Source organism: Microcystis ichthyoblabe FBCC-A1114 (assembly GCF_050500245.1).
GTDB lineage: Bacteria > Cyanobacteriota > Cyanobacteriia > Cyanobacteriales > Microcystaceae > Microcystis > Microcystis ichthyoblabe_A.
On sequence record NZ_CP191408.1, the window covers coordinates 611,290 to 634,393 of the forward strand.

At 44.7% G+C, this 23,104-nt stretch carries 21 protein-coding genes; 9 read left to right on the forward strand and 12 right to left on the reverse strand.

Annotated elements, in window-relative coordinates:
- Window positions 1-20: 20 nt before the first annotated feature.
- Together ubiE and ACQY1Y_RS02825 are read right to left on the reverse strand one after the other, a co-directional pair.
- Window positions 21-719 carry a bifunctional demethylmenaquinone methyltransferase/2-methoxy-6-polyprenyl-1,4-benzoquinol methylase UbiE gene (ubiE, locus tag ACQY1Y_RS02820; RefSeq protein ID WP_430013929.1) on the reverse strand — a complete coding sequence of 233 codons (699 nt, stop codon included), beginning with the start codon at window positions 717-719 and terminating at the stop codon, window positions 21-23.
- A 125-nt stretch (window positions 720-844) separates the two neighbouring features.
- A complete protein-coding gene (locus tag ACQY1Y_RS02825) occupies window positions 845-1,714 on the reverse strand; it encodes an MBL fold metallo-hydrolase (protein WP_430013930.1) in 870 nt (289 codons plus the stop codon).
- Window positions 1,715-1,849: 135 nt separating this feature from the next.
- On the opposite strand from ACQY1Y_RS02825, the gene ACQY1Y_RS02830 reads away from it, so the two are divergent.
- The gene (locus ACQY1Y_RS02830) at window positions 1,850-3,079 is read left to right on the forward strand and encodes a class I SAM-dependent methyltransferase (RefSeq protein ID WP_430013931.1); all 1,230 of its coding nucleotides are present in this window, start codon (window positions 1,850-1,852) and stop codon (window positions 3,077-3,079) included.
- On the opposite strand, the gene ACQY1Y_RS02835 is transcribed toward ACQY1Y_RS02830, so the two are convergent.
- The 5 genes from ACQY1Y_RS02835 to ACQY1Y_RS02855 all read right to left on the reverse strand — a co-directional run bounded on the left by ACQY1Y_RS02835 (window position 3,056) and on the right by ACQY1Y_RS02855 (window position 7,942).
- Complete coding sequence (locus ACQY1Y_RS02835; RefSeq protein ID WP_430013932.1) at window positions 3,056-4,042, reverse strand: DMT family transporter; 987 nt, start codon at window positions 4,040-4,042, stop codon at window positions 3,056-3,058. The genes ACQY1Y_RS02830 and ACQY1Y_RS02835 overlap by 24 nt on opposite strands.
- Window positions 4,043-4,109: 67 nt before the next feature.
- Window positions 4,110-5,153 carry an AI-2E family transporter gene (locus ACQY1Y_RS02840; RefSeq protein WP_430013933.1) on the reverse strand — a complete coding sequence of 348 codons (1,044 nt, stop codon included), beginning with the start codon at window positions 5,151-5,153 and terminating at the stop codon, window positions 4,110-4,112.
- Window positions 5,154-5,182: 29 nt separating this feature from the next.
- Window positions 5,183-6,043 (reverse strand): shikimate dehydrogenase, encoded by an 861-nt coding sequence (locus ACQY1Y_RS02845; protein ID WP_043997319.1) that lies wholly within the window; start codon window positions 6,041-6,043, stop codon window positions 5,183-5,185.
- 277 nt (window positions 6,044-6,320) lie between these two features.
- Window positions 6,321-6,698 (reverse strand): hypothetical protein, encoded by a 378-nt coding sequence (locus tag ACQY1Y_RS02850; protein WP_002754350.1) that lies wholly within the window; start codon window positions 6,696-6,698, stop codon window positions 6,321-6,323.
- Window positions 6,699-6,946: 248 nt separating this feature from the next.
- Entirely contained in the window at window positions 6,947-7,942 is a 996-nt protein-coding gene (locus tag ACQY1Y_RS02855) for an amino acid ABC transporter permease (RefSeq protein WP_430013934.1), read from the reverse strand.
- Between the two features lie 85 nt (window positions 7,943-8,027).
- Between ACQY1Y_RS02855 and ACQY1Y_RS02860 the strand changes: the two genes are divergently transcribed.
- From ACQY1Y_RS02860 to ACQY1Y_RS02870, 3 genes are all read left to right on the forward strand, one after another.
- Window positions 8,028-8,543: a single-stranded DNA-binding protein gene (locus tag ACQY1Y_RS02860; protein WP_024970685.1), complete on the forward strand. Its 516-nt coding sequence runs from the start codon at window positions 8,028-8,030 to the stop codon at window positions 8,541-8,543.
- 243 nt (window positions 8,544-8,786) lie between these two features.
- Window positions 8,787-9,038 (forward strand): UPF0175 family protein, encoded by a 252-nt coding sequence (locus ACQY1Y_RS02865; RefSeq protein ID WP_002736449.1) that lies wholly within the window; start codon window positions 8,787-8,789, stop codon window positions 9,036-9,038.
- Window positions 9,039-9,375: 337 nt separating this feature from the next.
- On the forward strand, window positions 9,376-10,194 hold the full coding sequence (locus tag ACQY1Y_RS02870; protein WP_430013935.1) for a PEP-CTERM sorting domain-containing protein: 819 nt from the start codon (window positions 9,376-9,378) through the stop codon (window positions 10,192-10,194).
- Window positions 10,195-10,310: 116 nt separating this feature from the next.
- Here the strand turns inward: ACQY1Y_RS02870 and ACQY1Y_RS02875 are convergent, their stop codons facing one another.
- Window positions 10,311-11,882, reverse strand: coding sequence for a Na+/H+ antiporter (locus tag ACQY1Y_RS02875; RefSeq protein ID WP_430013936.1), 1,572 nt, complete (start codon window positions 11,880-11,882; stop codon window positions 10,311-10,313).
- Window positions 11,883-12,017: 135 nt separating this feature from the next.
- Between ACQY1Y_RS02875 and ACQY1Y_RS02880 the strand changes: the two genes are divergently transcribed.
- Together ACQY1Y_RS02880 and ACQY1Y_RS02885 are read left to right on the forward strand one after the other, a co-directional pair.
- The gene (locus ACQY1Y_RS02880) at window positions 12,018-12,557 is read left to right on the forward strand and encodes a DUF3038 domain-containing protein (RefSeq protein ID WP_430014638.1); all 540 of its coding nucleotides are present in this window, start codon (window positions 12,018-12,020) and stop codon (window positions 12,555-12,557) included.
- A gap of 129 nt (window positions 12,558-12,686) precedes the next feature.
- Window positions 12,687-14,024 carry a DUF4335 domain-containing protein gene (locus ACQY1Y_RS02885; protein WP_430013937.1) on the forward strand — a complete coding sequence of 446 codons (1,338 nt, stop codon included), beginning with the start codon at window positions 12,687-12,689 and terminating at the stop codon, window positions 14,022-14,024.
- A 152-nt stretch (window positions 14,025-14,176) separates the two neighbouring features.
- Here ACQY1Y_RS02885 and ACQY1Y_RS02890 read toward each other — a convergent pair whose 3' ends face one another.
- Both ACQY1Y_RS02890 and lexA read right to left on the reverse strand, forming a co-directional pair.
- A complete protein-coding gene (locus ACQY1Y_RS02890; RefSeq protein WP_430013938.1) occupies window positions 14,177-14,440 on the reverse strand; it encodes a TIGR02450 family Trp-rich protein in 264 nt (87 codons plus the stop codon).
- A 129-nt stretch (window positions 14,441-14,569) separates the two neighbouring features.
- Entirely contained in the window at window positions 14,570-15,184 is a 615-nt protein-coding gene (gene lexA, locus ACQY1Y_RS02895; RefSeq protein ID WP_002737392.1) for a transcriptional repressor LexA, read from the reverse strand.
- Window positions 15,185-16,088: 904 nt separating this feature from the next.
- On the opposite strand from lexA, the gene nifJ reads away from it, so the two are divergent.
- The 3 genes from nifJ to ACQY1Y_RS02910 all read left to right on the forward strand — a co-directional run bounded on the left by nifJ (window position 16,089) and on the right by ACQY1Y_RS02910 (window position 22,327).
- Complete coding sequence (gene nifJ / locus ACQY1Y_RS02900) at window positions 16,089-19,643, forward strand: pyruvate:ferredoxin (flavodoxin) oxidoreductase (RefSeq protein WP_430013939.1); 3,555 nt, start codon at window positions 16,089-16,091, stop codon at window positions 19,641-19,643.
- A 2-nt stretch (window positions 19,644-19,645) separates the two neighbouring features.
- Window positions 19,646-20,671 carry a dihydroorotate dehydrogenase-like protein gene (locus ACQY1Y_RS02905; protein ID WP_430013940.1) on the forward strand — a complete coding sequence of 342 codons (1,026 nt, stop codon included), beginning with the start codon at window positions 19,646-19,648 and terminating at the stop codon, window positions 20,669-20,671.
- A gap of 447 nt (window positions 20,672-21,118) precedes the next feature.
- On the forward strand, window positions 21,119-22,327 hold the full coding sequence (locus tag ACQY1Y_RS02910) for an ATP-dependent 6-phosphofructokinase (RefSeq protein WP_430013941.1): 1,209 nt from the start codon (window positions 21,119-21,121) through the stop codon (window positions 22,325-22,327).
- A 219-nt stretch (window positions 22,328-22,546) separates the two neighbouring features.
- Here the strand turns inward: ACQY1Y_RS02910 and ACQY1Y_RS02915 are convergent, their stop codons facing one another.
- Together ACQY1Y_RS02915 and ACQY1Y_RS02920 are read right to left on the reverse strand one after the other, a co-directional pair.
- Window positions 22,547-22,762: a type II toxin-antitoxin system HicA family toxin gene (locus tag ACQY1Y_RS02915; RefSeq protein WP_002738249.1), complete on the reverse strand. Its 216-nt coding sequence runs from the start codon at window positions 22,760-22,762 to the stop codon at window positions 22,547-22,549.
- 2 nt (window positions 22,763-22,764) lie between these two features.
- Window positions 22,765-23,073: a type II toxin-antitoxin system HicB family antitoxin gene (locus ACQY1Y_RS02920; protein ID WP_430014639.1), complete on the reverse strand. Its 309-nt coding sequence runs from the start codon at window positions 23,071-23,073 to the stop codon at window positions 22,765-22,767.
- Window positions 23,074-23,104 lie beyond the last annotated feature (31 nt).

Consider the following 23,104-nt stretch of genomic DNA (forward strand, 5'->3'; position numbering starts at 1 on the left):
TAAACGGAAATGTCAGTAGGTTATTTCTTCAAGACTAACACTCCCATCAGTCCTGCTAGGAGTGGATAGTGAACAGCGCTGGAAAATCCCGACTGATAGCCTAATTTTACCTGTTCTGGGCCCATGGGAAAGCGATCGATACTGGGACTAATATAAGCGTACTGGTCAGTTAAACCGTAACGCTCGGCAGCGGGAACGACGATATGATCGAGATACCAGTTTTGGAATAGTTTGGCGATGGTTTGGGTGGGTTGATGGAAGTCCAGAATCGCCGCTTTAGCACCCGGTTTGAGGACTCGGTATAATTCCCCCAAACATTGGGCAATATCGACCACATTGCGTAATCCATAGCCGATAGTGGCACAATCAAAGCTAGAATCGGCAAAGGGTAAATTGAGGGCATCCCCTTCCATCCAGTTAATATTAGTGGCGCTAAAACGTTGACGGGCGATTTTTAATTGTTGTGGGGAAAAATCTAGTCCGATCACTTGGCCGGTTTTACCCACTTGTTTTGATAATAGGTTAGTCAGGTCGCCGCTGCCACAACAGACATCGAGGGCAAAGTCCCCTTTTTCGGGTTGACACCATTTGACTGTCATTAATTTCCAGATATGGTGTAATCCTAAACTTAATTCCTGATTGAGGCGGTCATATTCGGGAGCGATCTGATCAAAAATTGCTTGTATTTCTGTGGAGTTAGGTGAGGATTGATTGGACATTTTTATAATATAGCACCAGAGAAAATCCCAGATGAAGTTATATCATTCTATCCTATCTCCGCCCACGGGGATAAGCTGTTGACCATCTACAGCAGTTATCTTCATGGTGAGAACAGTAGCTTAGGTTACGCTTCATCTATCCGAGAACCTTCCGGTCGTAATTTGATCGAGAGTCCTTCCCGGGCGAGAATAGTTTGAGGCAGAATCTTTCTTACCTGTTCCCCAATGCGATCGAGAAAATCGTCATTATGGGCGGGATCGTGATGAAATAGAACTAACTGCTTAACTTGCGCTGCCTGGGCGATTTTGACTGCCTGTTGCCAAGTGGAATGACCCCAACCCACCTTAGAATACTTAGGATCGTTGTATTCCTCATCGGTGTAGGTAGCATCAATAATCATCACATCCGCTTGCCAGGCCAAAGCCAGAACGTTATCATCAAAGCGATCGGGAAAATGTTCGGTATCGGTAATATAAGCTGCCGATAAACCCTGCCAATTTACCCGATAACCCACCGCTTCCCCGGGATGATTTAAAGGACGGGTTTCGACGGTGAAATCGGCACAGTAGAGGGTTTTGCCCATTTCTAGATTATAAAATTCTAAATCAGCCCGCATAATCTGCAAAGGCACGGGAAAATTAGGGTGTGACATCTGATCGTGTAATCTTTGCTTGATGGTTACTCCGTTGGCAGAGGGAATCCCATAGATTTTAAAAGTATTGCCCCTGATAAAAGCGGGGATAAAAAAAGGAAAACCCTGAATATGATCCCAATGGGAATGGCTGAAAAATAAATGGGCTTTCACTGGACTTTCTGTCATCAAAGACTGTCCTAGGATGCGTAACCCCGTACCACCGTCGAAGATTAATCTTTCTCTACCGACTTGCATCTCGACACAGGAAGTATTACCACCATAACGAACGGTTTCCGAACCTGGACAGGGAATGCTCCCCCGCACTCCCCAAAATTTGATCTGGAAGCATTTGTAGGGCATATTAGAAGCTCCTCTACTTGTGCTAATAGGCTAATAGTTAGATTAGCACTCTTCCACAATTAAGTCTGTGACCTGATGACAAGCACGATGATTTACGATATTGGAAAAGGATTATAGTTTTCGGGAAAGCAAGGTATGGATTTACAGAAATTCTTAGAAAAACTGCCCCAACAGTATCAGGATTGGGGATCGGCTTTAATGTCGCCTATTTCCGAGCAATTAACCCTTTTAAGCGAAAAAACCGCCTCTTATCCTGATCGCAATCTCTTTCCCCTGCTCAATCTAGCCGTTGCCTGTCTGCAACCGGACGAGGTTTACTGTCAGGTGGGTTGTTTTCGTCGCGGTAGTTTAGTCGCCGCTTTCTGGGATAATAGCGATCGCTGCGGTTATGGCGTGGAAGCTTTTTTTAAATACGATCCATCGGGAGAAAAGCTAACTATATTATCTGAGGATTTGGAGGATTTTCAACTATCAGAACAGATATTTTTAAGCGATCAAGAAACGGAAAACTTTTTCGATGATCTGGAAGAATTAAACAGTGAAGAAAAGCTGGGAGTTTATTACTACGATGCCGCCGAAGACTATCGATCCCTCTTCATCTCGTTACTTTTCGCCAAAAAATTCTGGTCTGATTCCGCTTTAATTATCATCAATAAATGTCAGCATCCTGCTCTCCAACAGGCCATAAAAGATTTTACTAAAACCCATCCCCAAGCTCAGATAATTTTAGATGATCAAGTAGCTAATCACGGTTTGCTTGGTTTGACAAATATTTGTTTATTAGCTTGGAATGCTCCCCCAGGGATAACAGCGCTAAAATCCCCGAAAAAACTGGTTTTAAATGTGGGTTGCGGTCCCTATAATCCCGAAGCCTTACCCCAACTATTCCGCGATGGCAATTGGCAAGAAATTCGCCTCGATATCAATACTGCTGTTAACCCCGATATTTTAGGAACGATTACCGATTTAAGTGCCGTTCCCGATAACTGCGTCGATGCGGTTTTTTCTAGTCATAATCTAGAACATATTTATCATTACGAAGTTCCCATCGCCCTAGGGGAATTTAAACGCATTCTTAAACCCGAAGGCTTTTTAATGATCGTAGTTCCCGATATGCAAACCGCCGCCGAATTTGTCGCTAGAGGCGATATGGAAAATGAACCTTTATATATTTCTCCTGGAGGTCCCGTGCGGGCTTTATGGATGTTTTACGGCATGGGAACAGAAGTCCCCGGAATGCCCTATATGGCTCATAAAACAGGTTTTACTTCTCAAAATCTTAACCATAAATTACAAGAGGCAAATTTTGCCAGAGTCGAGGTAATTCGCAGGGAATTTGATTTAGTTGCTTTTGGGTATAAGTGAGGAAAGATTAGCAAAAATTGCCCGCACTTGTGGGGATATTTTTTCCCTTTGATTGATTAAATAAATACTAACGAGGGTTAAAGATACCCCCACCCATTGCAATACACTTAACATCTCACCGAGGAATAAATTCCCGAAAGTGAGGGCAAAAACCGGAGTTAAAAAAGTCAAAGAACTTAAACTGGTTAAATTGCCCTTGGCGGCTAAATAAAAGAATATTCCATATGCGATCGCACTACCAAAAATCGTGGCATAACTTAAAGCTAACCAACCATTTAAATCTACATTTTGCCATTGATGGGATTCGGTGAAACCTGAAGCTAAAAATAGCGGCAATCCTCCTAAAATCATGTGCCATCCGGTGGCGCTGACGGGATCCGCATGACGACAGACAAACCGGATTAACACTGTTCCCACCGCCATGGATAGGGAAGCCAAAAGCATCAGCATTTCGCCGCTATTTAGTAATTCCTGCCAGCTAAAGTCAATATTTACCGCTTTTTGTCCAAAAAAGTCATAAAACCATTGATCGGGCAAGCCGATTAAACTAATTCCCCCAATCCCTAAACCCAATCCCAACCATCCCCAGACACCGATAACTTCTTTAAATAGCCAACTGGACATTAAAGCCACCGCTAGGGGTTGGGAGTCAATAATTACCGATCCTAACCCCGCCCCGGTGCGATTTAACCCCAATGCCAGAAAACCTTGAAAAAGAGTGGCATCCATGAGAGCAAAAAGGGCAATCCATAGCCATGCTCGCAGGGTTTTGGGCTGAGGACGACCTAAAAACCAAGCTACCATTAAAACTAACATTCCGGCGGGAACAAGGCGAATTGCCGCCATAAATAGGGGGGTAGTATGGGGGATAACACCCTTCATCGCTACCATCGCTGTTCCCCAGAGAAAAAACGGTGAGATAAATAAGAGGGGCGAGGATTTCTTTAAATCTAGGTTTTCCATAGGTAGCGATCGAGTGTTGTGGATAACAAATTTCTCTAATTGTATAGTAGAAACTGGGGATCGGCTCTTAATTCTCCTGACTTTCTTTTAACTGATTTTCCTCTAAATCTGTTATTGGTTTTTCTTCCCCGTAACTGATCCAGATCGCAATCATTCCGGCAATAGGAATGGAGAGAAAAATACCTAATAATCCCGCAATTCTTTCGCCGATAAAGAGGGATAAAAATAAAATTACCGGGTTTAATTCTAGGGCATTGCCCATAACTTTAGGGCGAATAATATTATCTTGAATTTGTACCAAGACAACACAGACAATAAAAGCTTTAACGGCAATTGTTAGTCCTTGGGAGGTAAAAGTCAAGATAGTTACCAACAAAATGCCCAGGGTTGCCCCGATACCCGGGATAGCATCGATAACACCAAGAATACCCGCTAAAATTAGCCCATATTGAATTCCCAATAGGGAAAAACTTAAGAAACTCGTCACCGATAAAAAGAGCATTAATAACAGTTGCCCGCGAATAAATCCCAGAAAACTTTGTCGAAAAGACTTGGCAAAACGCTCCCGGTATGCTGGGGGGAGAAGTTGCAAAAAACTTCGCCAGAGTTTATCACCGTCGATGAGCATATAAACACTGATCACCGCCCCGAAAACGCCGGTAAAGACACTGGAAAAAACTCCTTGTACGACCGATAAACCTGTGGCTAAACCAGTTTGTAGGGTTCCCACCATTTTATTCCAATCTAATCGATCGAGAAAGTCTTGAAAGGGTAAAAAATCTTGTTGACCCAGGGCATCGGTAAGATTGAATATTAGTCCTTTCCCCTGACTAACTGCTTCTAATCCTATGCCTGTGACTAATCTAAATAGGAGGATAAAAGCTACTAGGGTGGTAATAGCAATGGCTAGTCCTCTCGGTAGATAACGAGATAACCAAACCACGGGATAATTTAATAGAGCGGCCAGGACTGCCGAACCAGTAAAAATAGCGATTGTCCCGTAGAAATAGTTAATTAAGATAATCAGACTCCAGCCACAACCAAATAATAATAGATAGCGCACTAGAATCGAGTTATTCAGAGTTTTCCAAAAGGAGCTAGAAGGGGTCATAAATCAAGCCAGAAATAGGATTTTAGCATTTAGAATTGTTTTAACAAAGCTTCCCGCATGACCGAGACGGGGACGGGTTGACCTAACCAGATTTCTAGTGCGATCGCTCCCTGATTAACTAACATTTCTAACCCATCAATAATTCTTATCCCTCTAGTCCGGGCCAACCGGAGAAATTTGGTCGGCCGGGGATTATAAATTAGATCGTAGGCGATCGCCGATGAGGGCAAAAGGTCTAATAATTCTAACTCAACAGGGGATTGTTCGCCCTGGGGGGACATTCCGATGGGGGTAGAATTAATCAGAAGTTCTGTGGTGGGTAGCAGCCCCTCTAATTCGTCCCAGCCATGCACTTCTAGGAGGTCATAGAGGCTGGTATTCGCCCAACTTTCTTTAAAAGGATCTAATTTCTTTTGATTGCGTCCTACCACATGAATTTTGCCACAGCCCAACTGGGCGCAAGCCACCACTACCGCCCGGGCAGCGCCGCCATTACCTAAAATAACTGGATTCACCCGACTCCAATCTTTGTCAAGGGATTTCAAGGGTGCGAGAAAGCCATCCACATCGGTATTCGTTCCCTGCCAGCCAGTTTTCGTGCGCCAGACGGTATTAACTGCGCCTACTAGCCTTGCTTTCTCGGTAATTTGCGATAATAAGGGAATAATTGCTAATTTATGGGGAATTGTGACGCTAAAACCCTCTAGATCGATGGCGGACAAACCAGCGATCGCAGTTGCTAAATTTTCCGGGGCGATCGGTAGGGGAAGATAGACATAATTTAGCCCCAAGGCATCGATAGCGGCATTGTGCATGGGGGGAGAAAGAGTATGGCCGATGGGATCGCCGATTACGCCTAATAACTTGGTTTTTCCGTTAATAATGGTCATAAAAAAGGTGGGCTTTCCCCACCAAAGTTTAATCTCAAGGGTAGCCAATGCTCACCTTACTATAGTAGGGTTTGCTGAAAAAGTTTTTCCTGGGGGCAGGGTGTAGGGTGTGGGGTGTAGGGTTTTACCGATTTTGAGGGGGTCAATTACCTAATTTTCAGGGAAAAAGTCCAGGGATTTTTCCCCCGATCACTCCCAGATCCATTACTTTTTGATGGCCAAAAGGTCTAAAAGTTTTACCCAACAAGGTTTTTAGATTTATTCAGCAAACCCTATACTATTTCTTGATTTCGCGGGCCATTTTCAGGAAAGGATTGATATTGTCATCGTTAGCGCGACGAACGTTATCATTAGCAGCGTTAGCCTTACTATTAGCCTCGGAAGTAGCCGATTTTGCCACAATACCGTTATCGGTGACTTTGCTGACTTCCATAGAAGAAATCTGTTTAATCGATTCGCCACCCTTTTTATTCGAGGCAGTTTTCGGGAAAGTACGTCGGATCGTGATCGGTGTCCGCATAAAGTCGATATTACCGAGAGTTTTAGCGTCATCGGGTTCCAAGTAAAAAGCCTCTTTCGGTTCCGGTGCGCTCATATCCATCGGTTCATCGACGTATTTCGTCTTATTGCCAAACAGGCCAAAGAATCCAGCCATTTTCTCGCTCTCCTAAATAAATATATTTACCATAAATTGCTGCTGATTGTTAAATCATATCAATATTTATGACAAAAAGCCAGGTAGCCATCTATCAGTTATCAGTTATCAGTTATCAGTTATCAGATGTGAGTTTTCAGTTCACTGATTACTGTTTACTGTTTACTGGACGGCTACGCCGTGCCTTTGGCAACACTGAAAAGCTTCCCACACCCCACACCCCACACCCCATCACCCCATCACCCCAATCAACGCTGTTCTAACCTATGACTGGCTAGGGACATAGAATAACAGAAAATCCAGTAAATAAACGCCAAAAATAGATAAACCTCTGGATAATCGCCGATAAATTTCGGATTAGCTAAAACCGAGCCTGCCATACCCAAGAGGTCCACCAGCCCCACGATCGCCAGTAGAGAAGTATCCTTAAATAAACTGATAAATTGACCAACAATAGCGGGAATGACCGCTTTTAAAGCTTGGGGTAGAACGATCAATAATAAAACGAAAATCGGTTTTAAACCCAAAGCCCTGGCCGCTTCAATTTGACCTTTGGGAATCGCTTGTAAACCACCCCGAACATTTTCGGCCAGATAGGCTGCTGCAAAAAGGGTAAATCCGGCGATCGCTCTGATCACCCGTTCTGGTCTGGTCCCGGCGGGTAAAATTAAAGGTAACATCACCTGAGCCATGAATAAAATTCCCAACAAAGGTAAACCGCGCAATAATTCGATATAGCCAATAGATAGCCAACGAATTGCCGGTAATTCACTCTGTCTCCCCAGGGCCAATAATACCCCCAAGGGAAAAGATAAAATCATACTGGCGATCGCTACTAATAAAGTTAAGATTAAACCACTGAGATCATCGAGGGGAATTGTCGTTAAAAATAATCCCCCCAATAGTAACCAAGCAATTAAAGGTAAAGTCAATAACCAGAGCAATCCCCACCAGCGTTGGAGAAAAGCGGGGCAATTGGGGAAGCGACCCCGGTTTAATTGCCAAGAAAACAGCGATAAAGCCGCAATTATCGTTAAAATCAGCCAAATTCGCCATATTGACTGTTCTGGATAACGACCGACCACAAATAAACCGAGATTTTCCGTCACTACAGCCCATTTTGCCCGATTTATCGCCCAATCGAGAAAACTTAAGCCCCCCCAGAGGCTGAGAAATAGACCCGCAAGGGTTAAGATGACGTTGTACCAAGTGTTAAAGAGATTTTTTCTTAACCAGAGTCCCATAAAATTCCCCAACCTCCCCAGTGGTGATCCTTGTACTTTTTCAGTACAATGGTGCTATTAGAAAAATTCAGACTGATTTTCGACCATGAACAGTTGCATTTTAATGGCTAAAATTGTCCGTCGTCCCGAATTACGTTATACCCAAGATAATCAAACTCCCTACGCTCAAATGTTAGTCGAGTTTTCTCCCAATCGTGCCGAGGCAACCCCAGCTAATTTAAGGGCCGTAGCTTGGGGAAATTTGGCCTCAGAAGTTGCTCAGAACTATAATGAAGGCGATCGGGTAATTTTAGAAGGTCGTCTCTCCATGCAGACGATCGATCGTCCCGAAGGTTTTAAGGAAAAACGGGCCGAATTAGTCATTAGTCATCTCTATCATCTTGACGGCAGCGTGAGTAGCGGTGAAATGACGGCCCCGACTCCGGAAAAAGTCGTGCCAATCAATACCCACAAATCGAATAAAACCCCGGTGGAAAAACCCGTCGCACCTGTCTCCCCCGGGGACTTTGAATACGACGCATCCTATGAACTTTCTAATCCTTCCGCTTGGCAACCTAGCGACACATCGGTGGAGGAAAATTTAGACGATATTCCTTTCTAAGTACCCCAACAGAATTAATGGCTCTTCTCGATTTTGTCTGATAATTTTTGCTTATGGAATCGTGAAATGCTGATCGGGCAAGACTTTCAGCACTATTTTGACGTTCGGCGATGCTCATTCGAGCCGAGGAAGAAACTATCAGTATAGACCTCGTTTTCACACAGAAACCAGAAGAGCCAAAGCTTTAACTGAGATATGGCAGGCTAGAGAAAATAATAAGTATTAGCGCGTGAGGATGTCTTAATGCAAATTACCCTGAACCTACCGGATAACCTCAGCCAAGCCGAAACCTTTAACCAAGGCGACTGGCTCCGGGAGATTGCCATTGCGCTGTTTCAGCAAGAGCGGATTTCCCTCAGTCGCGCCAGTAAAATTGCCGGGATGGAAGTCATGGACTTTCAAAAACTGCTGGCAGATCGCGATATTTGTGTTCACTACGATGTAGAAGACTTTGAGCAGGATGTTCAACATCTGCGCGATCGAGGCTGGCTATGATCGTGGTCAGCGATACCTCCGCCCTTGCCAATCTGGCGATCGTCGATCATCTCTGGTTGCTAGAGTCAATTTACCAAACCGTGTTAGCGAAATTTTGAACCCTATTACCGAATCTGACACACCGCGCCACAATCCCTCACGGAAGGCGATCGGTCGCCTGAGAAGCAGTAAAACAGGGGAAAATACCTGAAACTCTTTCCCCTATGAATCCCTAAGCTAGGGAGAAGAATATAAAGATTTATTAAATTGTAGTTTTTGATACAGTTGTGGGGGGGGGAGTGTGTACCGTCAAAGTTGTTCCTCGTCGAATGTAATTAGCAAAAAGACAATTTTAAACATGAAAAACCGAATTTTTTTCCTGATGACTGGACTCGCCGTCAAAGTGCCAGTTGCTGCTGGAACAGTATTTATAACTTTAGAAACGATTGGCTTACAATCAGTAAATGCGGCTGTTTTAGCACTGAATTCGTCATTAGATTTACAAGCTACAGCCGACGCTGGAGGTGGATTAGTGACCGATACTGACTCCTACAGTCAGGGAAATACAATAAATCCTTTAAGTGCATCAGTCAGTGCCCTCGCAACTTCTGGTACAGCTTCGGTTTTATCTAAGGCAACAGCAACTGCTTCATGGCTCAATACCTCTCAAGGTCAGGTAGTTTTCTCTGACGTGGGCTGGGAAACATTTAACTCTAATGGACAGGCTACACTTTTCGGTGGTACAGACTGGACTTATACCTTTTCTTCCGATACAGATGGTATTTTTACTCTTGACTATAATATTCCTGTTTCTACTGACACAACAAGTAGTTTTGGCTTGAATGGCTTTAACTTTATTTGGTCTGGCTTTGAAGGTGGTGAATTTTTAAATTTAAATTCATCTGGCACGTTGACACGAACAATTACAGCGGGAGACACTTTCACTGTTAATATCAAAAATCAAGCCAATATCTTCTTCGGTGGTAATTTAACTAGGAAGGCATTTATGGACGGGATTTTTACGTGGAATATACAGACGACTACCGTTCCAACCGTTCCCGAACCCTCTACCATCCTCGGCCTCCTCACCCTCGGCACACTCGGCGCAGCTTCCACCCTCAAGCGCAAACTAAAACCCTCCCAATCCACTGAAAAAGAAACTACAAAAGTCTCCTAAAATCCCCCATAAAACCCCACAAAAACCCCTTCATTAATTGGAGGGGTTTTTGTCATAAAACCCAGTCGTTGATCGTTAGGAGAATTGAGATTGATTGTATATACCCCAAAGTAGTCCTACTGATCAGTAATTTTACTTTCAGCGAGAATTTCTTGGAGGACGGGGGATAAATTGCTAGTTAAACGGCCGGCTCGAATAAATTCAGCGTAGGTATCAGCTTCGATATCTAGGAGGGTTTCCCGAAGTTGTTCCATTGTTAATAGCTGTAATTGGGGATAACTATCGTTGAGAGATTGAATTTCCGCTTCTACGGTCTTTAACTTTTCTTTGACGAGATGCTGCTCATAACTAAAAAATTCGGGGGCAACATCGGGAGATTTATCTAACTTAGAAAGATAGTCTAAAACTCTTTTTAAAGCTACCCGTCGGGCTAAAAGTTCCGCATAGTTTTCTCGAATTGGTTGATCACCGATCAAGTCTAATCTCGATAGGAAAGTTTGAATAGTTAATCCCTGAACCAACAGGGTAAAGAGAACAACTCCGAAGACGATATCGATGATATCCTGACGATTGGGAAAAATAACCGGCACACTTAAAGCTAGGGCAATAGAAACGGAACCGCGCAAACCTCCCCACCATAAAACCGTTTTTTCTCGCCAATTAATTTTAGTTTCCATCAAGGCATTACTAACAGTTGCTAAAGCAAAGGTAGCCAGAAAACGGGCCGCTACCACGGCGGCGATCGTGATAAAAATTAAATTGAGATTATCGGCTAAACTGGAGAGACGAATCTGATCGCCGATGAGGAGAAAAACGATCGAATTGACAAAAAAAGCGAGAAACTCCCAGAATTGCGTGACTAATAGGCGGGTACGGGGACTCATACTAATTCTAGAGCCAAAATTACCTAAAATAATCCCCGTAGTCACCACTCCGATTACCCCCGAACCCCCGAACTCCTCGGTTAATAAATAAGCACCGTAGGCGGACACAAGAGTTAAAGACTGTTCCACTAGGGGTAAATCGAGACGTTGAGTCAGATAGGAAATACCAAAACCCACTAAACAACCCACTGCCACCCCGATACCGATAAAAGCCGCAATCCGGCTAATGGTTGTCTCTAAGGATAGACCACTAGCACCGAGGGGAATTTCCACCAAAAGAGCGAAAGCGACGACAGCAACCCCATCATTAAATAAGCTTTCCCCTTCCAAAAGCACGGTGAGGTTTTTACTGGCCCCTAATTCGCGAAAAAGAGCGACAACAGCGACGGGATCCGTAGAAGAAAGGCTTGCACCCACTAATAATGCCGTAAATAGGGGTAAATTGGTCAATTCATCTAGGGTAAAACCAACCCCGAAAATCGAGATAATTACGCCGACAATAGCGAAAAGACTGACGGGAATCCAATTATCCTTCAGATCTCGCCAGCGCGTATTCCAAGCGGCTTCAAATAGCAAAGGGGGCAGAAAAATTTCTAGAATCAGTTCGGGGGATAGGTTCACCAGACGGATATCGATAAAAGCTAAACCTAAACCGACTATCACTAACAATAGGGTGTAAGGAATTTGGCGAAACCAGCTAAAAATCCTCGAAACCGTGGCCACACTCAGGGAAACGGACAAAACAATTAGAAATTGTTCCAAATTTTGCTTAATGACTTCATCAGTAGCGGATTCTAAACTCATTGGGTGGGAGGCAATCGGTGAGCGGACGTGCAAGAAAAGAACAATCTAAATTATTATTACACTTTAGAACCAGTGATTTTTTCTCCTAAACCCAAGTTTTTCTGCTGGCAATTCCTTTTATCTATGTCCTTGACTATGCCTCAGTCTGCCGAGTCCTCCACGGGTGAGGATTTACCCCTAGCTATCTCACCCAGTAACGAGCAGTTAGAGAGTATTAATAGCTATTTAAACCTGATTTTGGCGGCTTTAGTCTCTCTAGCTAATTTAGACTCCGAGTCTATCACCCAAGCAGCCCAAGAATTAGCCTTAGATGCAGATACAAGCGATCGCCTAGTTGCCCACCACTGGCAACCCCAGTCAAAACTTTCCCTCGCGGACATCCGTTCTCTAGTTCTCCTCCTCTGTCATTTGGCCCAAAAAAAGCAAGAGTTAATCCGTCGCGCTGTAATTCTCTTGGAACAAGTGGGAACTCAAGGACAAGAACCAGTTAAAACCACACTTTTGGGCAATTATATTGATAATTTTCGCTTAAAATACCCAGAAATATCGGAAAATAATCTCATTGATTCTAGCCTAACTTCCCTAGCCTGGAAATTATTAATCGATTTATTGTTCTACAGCAGCCCCCGCAGTCATCTCCTTCTCTGGCACACCCTTTTAGCAAGTCAAAAATAAAAAGCCTATCAGGAGTCAGTATTCAGGAGTCAGTATTCAGGAGTCAGTATTCAGGCGATTATTTTTTATTTATTCTTCCTAGTTCATAATTCATAATTCATAATTTATAATTCCCACCGATAACTAAAAATGAGTAATCTAATTCGCAAATATACACCTCCCACCTGTACCCTAGAAATTTGGGGAAATAGTTCGCCTCTAGCGGTTTGGTTAGGTAAAAATGTCTTAAACGATGCCCACTTTCAATTGCGCTTTGATGATCCTAGATTGAGTGAGGAAAAACAGGTGACGATCAAAGGCGATCGCACACAATTACAACTACTAGGGGAAATTGTCGCTAATTATGTGCAGAATTTACTCTCTAGTCCCGTTTCTACCCTCTCTTTCGTGGCTAGTGGTTCCCCCGAAAGCCATCTCCCCTCCTTACCCTCTCTCCGTTGTCAGGGACTTCTGCAGCATCAATTATTTTTAGGTTCCCTGCTAACCGATCAGGATAAACAGGAGATCGAATTAACCACATCGCAATTATTCGATCTAGCCAATGCTTTAGGGGAGTATAACCATGAAAGCCCCCTAATACCCCCTTTAATTCGCCAGAAAACCCGAAAAAATGCCCTGATCTGGACGGGATTAATCGCCTCAGCCCTAATAACTATCGGGGGAATAGCGATCGCATTTTATCAACAGCAACAAGTGGCCAACAATGATTTAACCATCGATCCCAATAGTGCCAAGATTCCCCAACCCTTGCCAACGCTGCCTTTACCCCCCACGGGAACAGCCGCCCCAAACCCGCAGTTACCGGCAAATTTGGGCAATAAAACCCCTTTACCGCCACCGCCCCCCGTGGGAACCGTTCCAGCCCCAGTTCGTCCCTCTAGCGTCCCCCTGGTGATTCCGCCGTCCACTTTACCGCCGCCACCAGTCACAGGTTCGCTTCCCGGCGGCACGGCGATCGTAATTGAACCGAATAATCAGAACATCCCGATTACTGCCCCCCCCGTCACTGGCGCTCAGGGTACAAATGCACTGGCAAATCTTCCCCCCACCACGATGAATCCGAGTCCAGCACCGCCAAAATTGCCCAATTTACCGCCTATAAGCCCTGTTAACCCCGAAAATGTCAATTTAGACCCCAAACCGTCCACAAGTACCGCTAAAGCCCCAGAGACGAACTTACTAGATACAATTCCCCAAGTGGCAGAAACCAGAGAATATTTTCAGTCCCGTTGGCAACCCCCGGAAAGTCTTAAGCATACTCTAGAGTACCGTTTGGTCTTAAATCAGGATGGTTCCCTAAAACAGATTATTCCCCTGGGACAGGCGGCGAAAATCTATCTCGATCGCACTAATATGCCCCTGCTTAATCAACCTTTCGTTTCTCCCCTCGATATCTCTGGTAATCCCCAATTGCGTCTAGTTCTTGGTTCTGATGGTACGGTGCGGACTTTTATGGAACAGCAATAGGGGACTTGCGTGGGAATAATATCCCAATCGATCGGAGGGCGCAAGCTTTGCGCCCCCACAGTAACGGATTTTGTCCACAATGTAGGGGCGAACTGCGTTCGCCCAAAAGGTACATTATCAAAGCGCAAGTCCCTAGGCTGTACTGCATTTAATTAACAAATAATCTCGTCGGTGCTGTCGGGTTGGTTCATTTCCGTTAGAGTTTGCCAACCGGATTGCCAGAGATTCGAGTCTTGCAACTGTTTAGCATTAATCCAGAAGCGGACAGTCGGATCGCAGGAAGCGACTAATTCAGCAAAAACCCATTGACCGCGATTTTGACGATTGACCACTTGAAAATGTCGCCAGCCCCATGTTTTTTGTTTTGCCGTCCATTTTGACCCCAAGAGATGGGGATACTTCTGTTTTTTGGGCATAAAAGTTAAAACACCTGAGTGCGGGATAGGCTAAAACCCTTATATTATCCTAGTTTGCCAACCCGATTCTTTTCCAGAAGCCAAGGAGAGGAAAAATGATCGGGGCGCTTAAGTGCGCCCCAGTTTTGGCTAATAACCGCGCCAAACACCAACCAAAACCCCTTGCACCTGTACTTGTTCAGTATTGGCTGTAATTGGTTGATATTTTTGATTGGAGGGTTGGAGAGTGATGATTTCGCCTTCTTGGTAGAAACGTTTTAAAGTAGTACCGTGGCCTTCGACTCTAGCGGCGACGATTTCCCCATTGGACACCCCTTCATTGCCGGTGAGAGAACGCATAATCACCAGATCCCCATCGGCAATATGGTCCTCGATCATACTGTCTCCGGAAACGCGCAGAGCATAACAGTCTTGACTGCGTTGCAACAGGTTAGAAAGATCGAGTTTTTCTTCCACATCGGTGAAGGGTTCCACTAAACCACCAGCAGCGATCGCACCCAGAACCGGTAAACCTTGCACTGGTTGTTTAAGAATCCGCAGGGTGCGTGCTTTTCCTTCTGTCCAATCAATATAGCCTTTGGCGCGTAAACGTTCTAAACGGCTTTGAATCGGTGCGGGAGAGCGTAAATTCATTGCTCGCATCATTTGCCGGATGGAAGGGGCGTGCTGAGTAGTGCGAATGTACTCAATTAGCCAGTCGTACAACTCCTGTTGCGCTTGAGTAAGGGATTCGAGGTTAGTCATGATCTATTTTCCTATCCTTGGGTTAAGATAATTTGTACTTTAGTTCATTTGTGTTTAACCTAGTACATCTTAACTTCATCGGCTGACTAAATCAACTGGTTATTAGATCTCTTGCAAAAATCAAAAATTGTCGTGCTTGGTTAGGAGACTCCGAGACAGCCTTGAATCAGTTATCAGTTAGGGACTTGCGTGGGAATAATATCCCAATCGATCGGAGGGCGCAAGCTTTGCGCCCCTACAGTAACGGATTTTGTCCACAATGTAGGGGCGAACTGCGTTCGCCCAAAAGGTACATTATCAAAGCGCAAGTCCCTTATCAGTTATCAGATGCGAGTTACAGCGTTTCTCAGATAGATGAGGTTCGTTCTTGCGGCTACCATACTTGATTAGCAAGGGTTAATCTGTACTTCACATTTACGAGAAAGGCCGTATCGGTTCACTGATTACTGATTACTGTTCACTGATAACTAAAAAGTCTCCCTTCTCCCCACTTCATAATTCATAATTCCTTCTCCCTGTTCATAGACAGTCTTAACGAGTAATTTAGATAGTCAACAGCTTATCTTCTGACCTAGCACTTTTTTTTTAAAAGTATCATTAATTTTTATCTCAATTCTGAATATTAATTAACCCCAGGGTCGGTTGCTGGCAAACTCAGCAGCGTATTAAGAAAAAATAACGAATTGCTAGAAAGCCCAGAATCTGGATAATGATCGAGGTGGAGACAGAAAAATTGCTCTACTTAAGCCTGTCTGCCGTAAGCGTCCAATAGTAGATAGGGAGTCAAAAGCGACGCTCAAGAAAATCCTTCGGTTGTCAGGGAAACGAGAGGATATTTAGTGCGAAATTGAGCCGTAAAAAAACTTAAAATCCCGACAAATATCGTAAAAACTAAGGGGAACACATGACCACAAAAACCTATGCAACCATAGATGGTAACGAAGCTGTTGCACGCGTTGCCTATCGTCTCAGTGAAGTGATCGCTATTTATCCTATCACTCCCTCCTCGCCTATGGGTGAATGGTCCGATAGTTGGGCAGCCGAACGGAGAGCTAATCTCTGGGGAACCATTCCTTCCGTAATCGAAATGCAGAGCGAAGGTGGGGCAGCGGGAACCCTGCACGGAGCGCTACAAACAGGCTCTTTAACTACTACTTTCACTTCCTCCCAGGGATTATTATTAATGCTCCCCAACTTCTACAAAATTGCGGGGGAATTAACTTCTTCAGTAGTCCATGTGGCAGCCCGTGCTTTAGCAGCCCAAGGGTTGTCAATTTTTGGGGATCATAGTGATGTTATGTCTGCCAGAAGTACGGGTTGGGCTATGTTAGCGGCTAATTCCGTTCAAGAAGCTCAAGATCTGGCGGCTATTGCCACAGCTACCACCCTAGAAACGCGGCTTCCTTTTCTGCACTTTTTTGATGGTTTTCGTACCAGTCATGAGGTGCAAAAAGTCGAATTAATTAGCGATGAAACTCTCAAAGAACTGATCGATGAAGACCTAATTATTGCCCATCGTCAAAGAGCTTTAACTCCCGATCGACCGGTGTTACGAGGCACGGCACAAAATCCCGATGTTTATTTCCAGGCAAGGGAAAGCGTCAATCCTTTCTATCATGCTTGTCCCGATATCACTCAAAAAATTATGGATCGTTTTGCCCAATTAACAGGACGGCAATACCATCTCTATGAATACCACGGTGCGCCCGATGCCGAAAGAGTGATTATGTTAATGGGATCGGGAGGGGAAACCGTCCATGAAACCGTCGATTATCTCAATCAAAATGGGGCGAAAGTTGGGGTTTTAAAAGTTCGTCTCTATCGTCCCTTTGCCGCCGAAAAATTACTGGCAGCTCTGCCCACCACGGTGAAAAAAATAGCCGTTTTAGATCGCTGTAAAGAACCCGGTGCTGGGGGCGATCCGCTATATTTAGACGTGGTAAATGCCTTTATGGAAAACTACGAAGGCAAGCTGCCGAAAATTGTGGGAGGACGCTACGGTTTATCTTCCAAAGAATTTACTCCAGCCATGATTGCTGGCATATTTGATAACTTAAGTCTCGACAAACCGAAAAATCACTTCACTATTGGTATCGTTGACGATCTTACCTTTTCCAGTCTGGAATATGACCGCAGTTTTTCCACCGAACCAGACAAAGTAGTGCGGGCGGTTTTCTACGGTTTAGGTTCCGATGGTACGGTGGGAGCTAACAAAAATTCAATTAAAATTATCGGTGAAGATACTGATAATTATGCCCAGGGTTATTTCGTCTATGATTCCAAAAAATCTGGCTCCGTCACCGTTTCTCACCTACGCTTTGGTCCGGAGCCGATTCGCTCTACCTATTTAATCACCGATGCTAACTTTATCGCCTGTCATCAGTGGGAATTTATCGAACAATTTGACCTGCTAGAAACCGCTAAATCGAACTCAATTTTTCTCCTCAATAGTCCCTATCCACCGGAGGAGGTGTTTAGTCACTTACCCCGCCATCTCCAGCAAACTATCATCGATAAAAATCTGCAAGTTTATACGATTAATGCCACTCAAGTAGCCAAAGAAGCGGGGATGGGCAGTCGGATTAATACCGTGATGCAGGTGTGTTTCTTTGCCCTAGCGGGGGTTTTGTCGCGGGAAGATGCGATCGCACAAATCAAAAAAGCTATCCGCAAGACCTACGGCAAGAAAGGCGAAGAAATCGTGCAGATGAACATTAAAGCCGTGGATTCTGCCCTAGAACACCTCTATCAAGTCTCAATTCCCGCCACTGTCACCCCTGAAGCTTTTGAATTAAGACCACCAATTCCCGAAAGCGCACCCGCTTTCGTCCGAGAAGTCCTCGGCAAAATTATCGCCCGTCACGGGGATGAATTGCCCGTTAGCGCCCTTCCCAACGATGGGACCTATCCCACCGCCACTAGCCAATGGGAAAAACGCAATATTGCCCAAGAAATCCCCGTTTGGGATGCGGATGTCTGTGTTCAGTGCGGTAAATGCGTTCTTGTTTGTCCCCACGCCGTTATTCGCTCGAAAGTCTATGATGAGGCCGAATTAGCCACGGCCCCGGAAACCTTTAAAGTCGCGAATGCCAAGGATCACGACTGGAAAGGGCTAAAATTCACCATCCAAGTGGCCGCCGAAGATTGTACCGGTTGCGGTCTCTGTGTTGATGTTTGCCCCGCTAAAAACAAATCGCAACCACGTCTAAGAGCGATTAATATGGCTCCCCAATTGCCCCTGCGGGAACAGGAACGAGTTAACTGGGATTTCTTCCTTAATTTGCCTAATCCAGACCGATTAAGCCTAAATCTCAATAAAATTAACCATCAGCAAATGCAGGAACCTCTCTTTGAGTTTTCCGGCGCTTGTGCCGGTTGTGGTGAGACTCCCTACGTTAAATTAGTCAGTCAGCTATTTGGCGATCGCATGATAGTAGCTAATGCCACCGGTTGTTCATCTATCTACGGAGGTAATTTACCGACAACACCCTGGGCAGTTAACGCCGAAGGTCGCGGGCCGGCCTGGTCGAATTCTCTCTTTGAAGATAATGCCGAATTTGGCTTAGGATTCCGAGTTTCCATCGATAAACAGGCAGAATTTGCCGCAGAACTGTTAGCAACCCTTGCTAGTGAAATCGGAGAAAGTCTAGCGGCAGATATTCTCAATTGTCACCAAGTGGATGAAGCGGAAATTTACGAACAACGGCAACGGGTAGAGGCCCTAAAATCCCGTTTAGGGGAATTAACCCCGACCACGCAGGTGAAAATGTTGTTATCCGTGGCCGATTATCTGGTCAAGAAAAGCGTCTGGATTGTCGGGGGTGACGGTTGGGCCTACGACATCGGTTATGGTGGCTTAGATCACGTTTTAGCCAGTGGTCGCAATGTCAATATTTTGGTCATGGATACGGAAGTTTACTCGAATACGGGCGGCCAGGCCTCGAAAGCTACTCCTCGCGCTGCCGTAGCTAAATTTGCTTCTGGTGGCAAACCCAGCCCGAAAAAAGACCTCGGTTTAATGGCCATGACCTACGGTAACGTCTATGTGGCCAGCGTGGCTATGGGGGCAAAAAACGAGCAAACTATCAAAGCTTTCCTAGAAGCGGAAGCTTATAACGGGCCGTCGTTAATTATCGCCTATTCTCACTGTATTGCTCACGGGATCAACATGACCACCGCCATGAACCATCAAAAAGAAGTGGTGGAAAGCGGTCGCTGGTTAATGTACCGTTATCATCCCGATTTAGCTAAAGAAGGCAAAAATCCCCTGCAATTGGACAGCCGTGCGCCTAAACTTACCGTAGCGCAAACTCTCTACTCGGAGAATCGCTTTAAGATGTTGGCCACCAGTAAGCCGGAGGAAGCTAAACGTCTGCTCAAAGAAGCACAAGCAGATGTGGATACGCGCTGGCAAATGTATCAGTATTTAGCAGCAAAAGGTACAGGGAGCAACGAATAGTTATGAATCTACACACTACTTACATGGGTTTACAATTGCGATCGCCGCTAGTCATCGGTGCGGCCGCACCCTTGAGCGAGGATATCGACAATATCAAGAGAATGGAAGACTTCGGAGCCGCTGCCGTGGTTTTACACTCCTTTTTCGAGGAGCAGATTAAACAGGAAAGACTGGCTCTACACCATCATTTTACCCACGGAGCCGAGAGTTTTGCGGAAGCTTTGACTTATTTTCCCGAACCGGAGGTTTTTCACGTTGGTTCCGACGAATATCTCAACCATATTCGCAAAGCCAAAGAAATGGTCGATATTCCCATTATTGCCAGTCTCAACGGTGAGACCTCTGGGGGATGGTTGGAGTATGCCATTCAAATTCAACAAGCGGGCGCTGATGCTTTGGAGTTGAATGTTTATTATGTTCCCAACGACCTAGAATTAACCGGAAATCACGTCGAACAAAACTATGTTGATATCCTCAAAATTGTCAAATCGGAGGTATCAATTCCCGTCTCGATGAAGTTAAGTCCCTACTTTAGCAATACGGCCAATATGGCTAAACAATTAGCGGAAGCAGGGGCCGATGGGTTGGTATTATTTAACCGTTTCTATCAGCCGGATATCGACTTAGACACCTTGGATGTTCACCCTAATATTATCCTCAGTAATCCCCAAGCAATGCGTTTACCCCTGCGCTGGATTGCCATGCTTTACGGTCGTGTAGCGACGGATTTTGCCGCTACCAGTGGTATTCATAACGCCATCGACGTGATCAAAATGATGATGGTAGGGGCAAAAGCGACCATGTTAGTTAGTGTTTTATTACGCCACGGTTTGGAGGAAATTACCAAGATCGAACAGGGTTTATTGCATTGGTTGGAAGAAAATGAGTACGAATCGATCGAGCAGTTAATTGGCAGTATGAGTCAAATGAATTGCCCAGATCCGACTGCTTTTGAACGGGTACAGTATATGAAAGCCCTGCAAAGTTACGAACCTGTTTGGAAACGTTTTCAAACCACCAGCAAATAAAAGTGGGAAGCTTTTTTCAGTTATCAGTTATCAGTAATCAGTAATCAGTGAACTGAAAACTTAAGTAGGTAGGCGTTAAAAATTATCAGACACCCCCCTTATCAAGGGGGATCCCCCCGCCTATCGGCACCCCCCTTATCAAGGGGGATCCCCCCGCCTATCGGCACCCCCCTTATCAAGGGGGGCAGGGGGGATCGGCACCCCCCTTATCAAGGGGGGCAGGGGGGATCGGCACCCCCCTTATCAAGGGGGGCAGGGGGGATCGACACCCCCCTTATCAAGGGGGGCAGGGGGGATCGGCACCCCCCTTATCAAGGGGGGCAGGGGGGATCGAACCTAAAATCGATTTTTAATTTAATTATAACCAGCTACTTAACTGAAAACTGAAAACTTACATCTGATCACTGATAACTGATAACTGACAAAAAAATCCAGGAGGATATAACTATGAACGAGAATCAAAGGAAAAAAATCGGTATTCTTACCAGTGGTGGCGATTGCCCGGGGTTAAATGCGGTAATTCGTGCCGTGGTGAAATCATCAAAACTCAAGGGTTGGGATGTGTACGGCATTCCCTACGGGACCGACGGTTTTATGCAGATTGCCGAGGGGAAATATCACCCCCAAGATTTGATCCTGACTCAGCATGGCTATAACCTACCCGGGGTCTTGAAAGGATTAGACGTTTTGCAGTTTCTTAGTGGTAGTGTTTTGGGTTCTTTGAGCAAAGGACATCCCGAAAACCCAGAAATTGCCACGAAAATCCTGCAAGGATACGAAATGCTGGGATTAGATGCCCTGATCGTCGTCGGGGGCGATGGGAGCATCGATATCATCTACGATCTCGCCCAGAAAGGCAATTGGAATATTATCGCGGTTCCCAAAACCATCGATAATGACGTTCCCTATACGGAATGGGCAGTCGGTTTTACCACTGCCGTCGATATCGTTACTCAAGCTTTGTATGATCTCACCTTTACCGCCGCTAGTCACGAAAGGGTGATGATTGTGCAGGTGATGGGTAGAGATGCCGGTCATCTAGCTCTTCATGCTGGGATTGCCGGGGGGGCCGATGCGATTTTTATTCCCGAATTAACCCCGGCTCTCACTCCCGCAATTATCGACGGTTGTTGTCGTCATTTGGCACAATTACGCGCTCAAGGTCGTAAATTCGCTCTCATTGTGATTTCTGAGGGTGTTAAAAACGAAGATAACCAAAAAGAGAAGTATATTGCCGATTATTTAGAAAAATTAATATTTGACAAAACTCGCTCTTTGTGCGTTACCGATCCCGTCTTCTGTTATCTCAATTCCATGGATGTGCGGGCCATGTCTTTGGGACACCTGCAAAGAAGTCGTCCTCCTTTGGCCATGGATCGACTGTTAGCCACGGCTTTCGGCATTAAGGCCGTAGAATTAATCGAACAGGGTAAACTCGATCGCGTGGTGATTTGGCGCGGGGGACAAGTGCGTAGTCTGCCCCTGAAACCAGTGATCAAAATTATCAAACAATGTCATCAAGAGCATCGCTGTGCCTATCCCGTTGATCCTGATGGTTTTATTGTGAAAACAGCCCGTTCTTTGGGAATTTACCTAGGGGAAAATCCCACGACCGAGACGGCAGTAGTTCCGCAAGCTGTGGAGGCGTTGGTTTAGTTATAATAAAGCGAGAAGGGTTGCTCATACTTTCTCGCTTTATTAATTGGTTAAGATATTTAATTCTGCTAATTTTACTTGCAATAATTTACTGTATTTTATGGCTTTTCTCAGTAATCTGTCATCGGTGGTTAACAATACGTCTATTCTAGCATATTCAGCGCAAGCGATATGAAAAGAATCATAAAGATCAAATCCTAAATATATAACCAATACTGTTTAACTGTTGTCCCATTCTTCATCACTAATACCCGCTTGTTTGAGAATTTCCTTAACTAAATCTGTAGAGATTTCTTGATTTCCATGAGGGTTAGGGATGCGAATTTTATGTTGACCCTTTTTCATAAATTGATGTTTACTACCAGAAAAAGGCCCTGTGTAACCTAAAGCTTTCAATTTTCTGATTAATTTTCTGCGAGAAATTGCTGATGGCATAACTAAACTTCTGCAACTGTTGTAACTTTAATTTCTAATCCATCTATGATAGGTAAAGGGTCGCCATCTTGTAATTTTAAAATGATCCATTCTTCTAGAACTTCTAGTAAGTCTTTACGGCATTCTTCAACGGTCAATCCATTTCCCCAAACGCCTTGAAAGCCTTCTATTTCAGCAAACCAAGTACCGTCATTTAGCCTTTTGTATTGTGCTTTTTGTAAAGCTTTTTCACAATAATTGAGTAAGATCATTTTCTTCTCTAAATCTCCATAATATGTAACTATATTATCACTTCTCCTCACCAATCCCATCACACAAATGTCTATCCTCCTCCTTAACGCC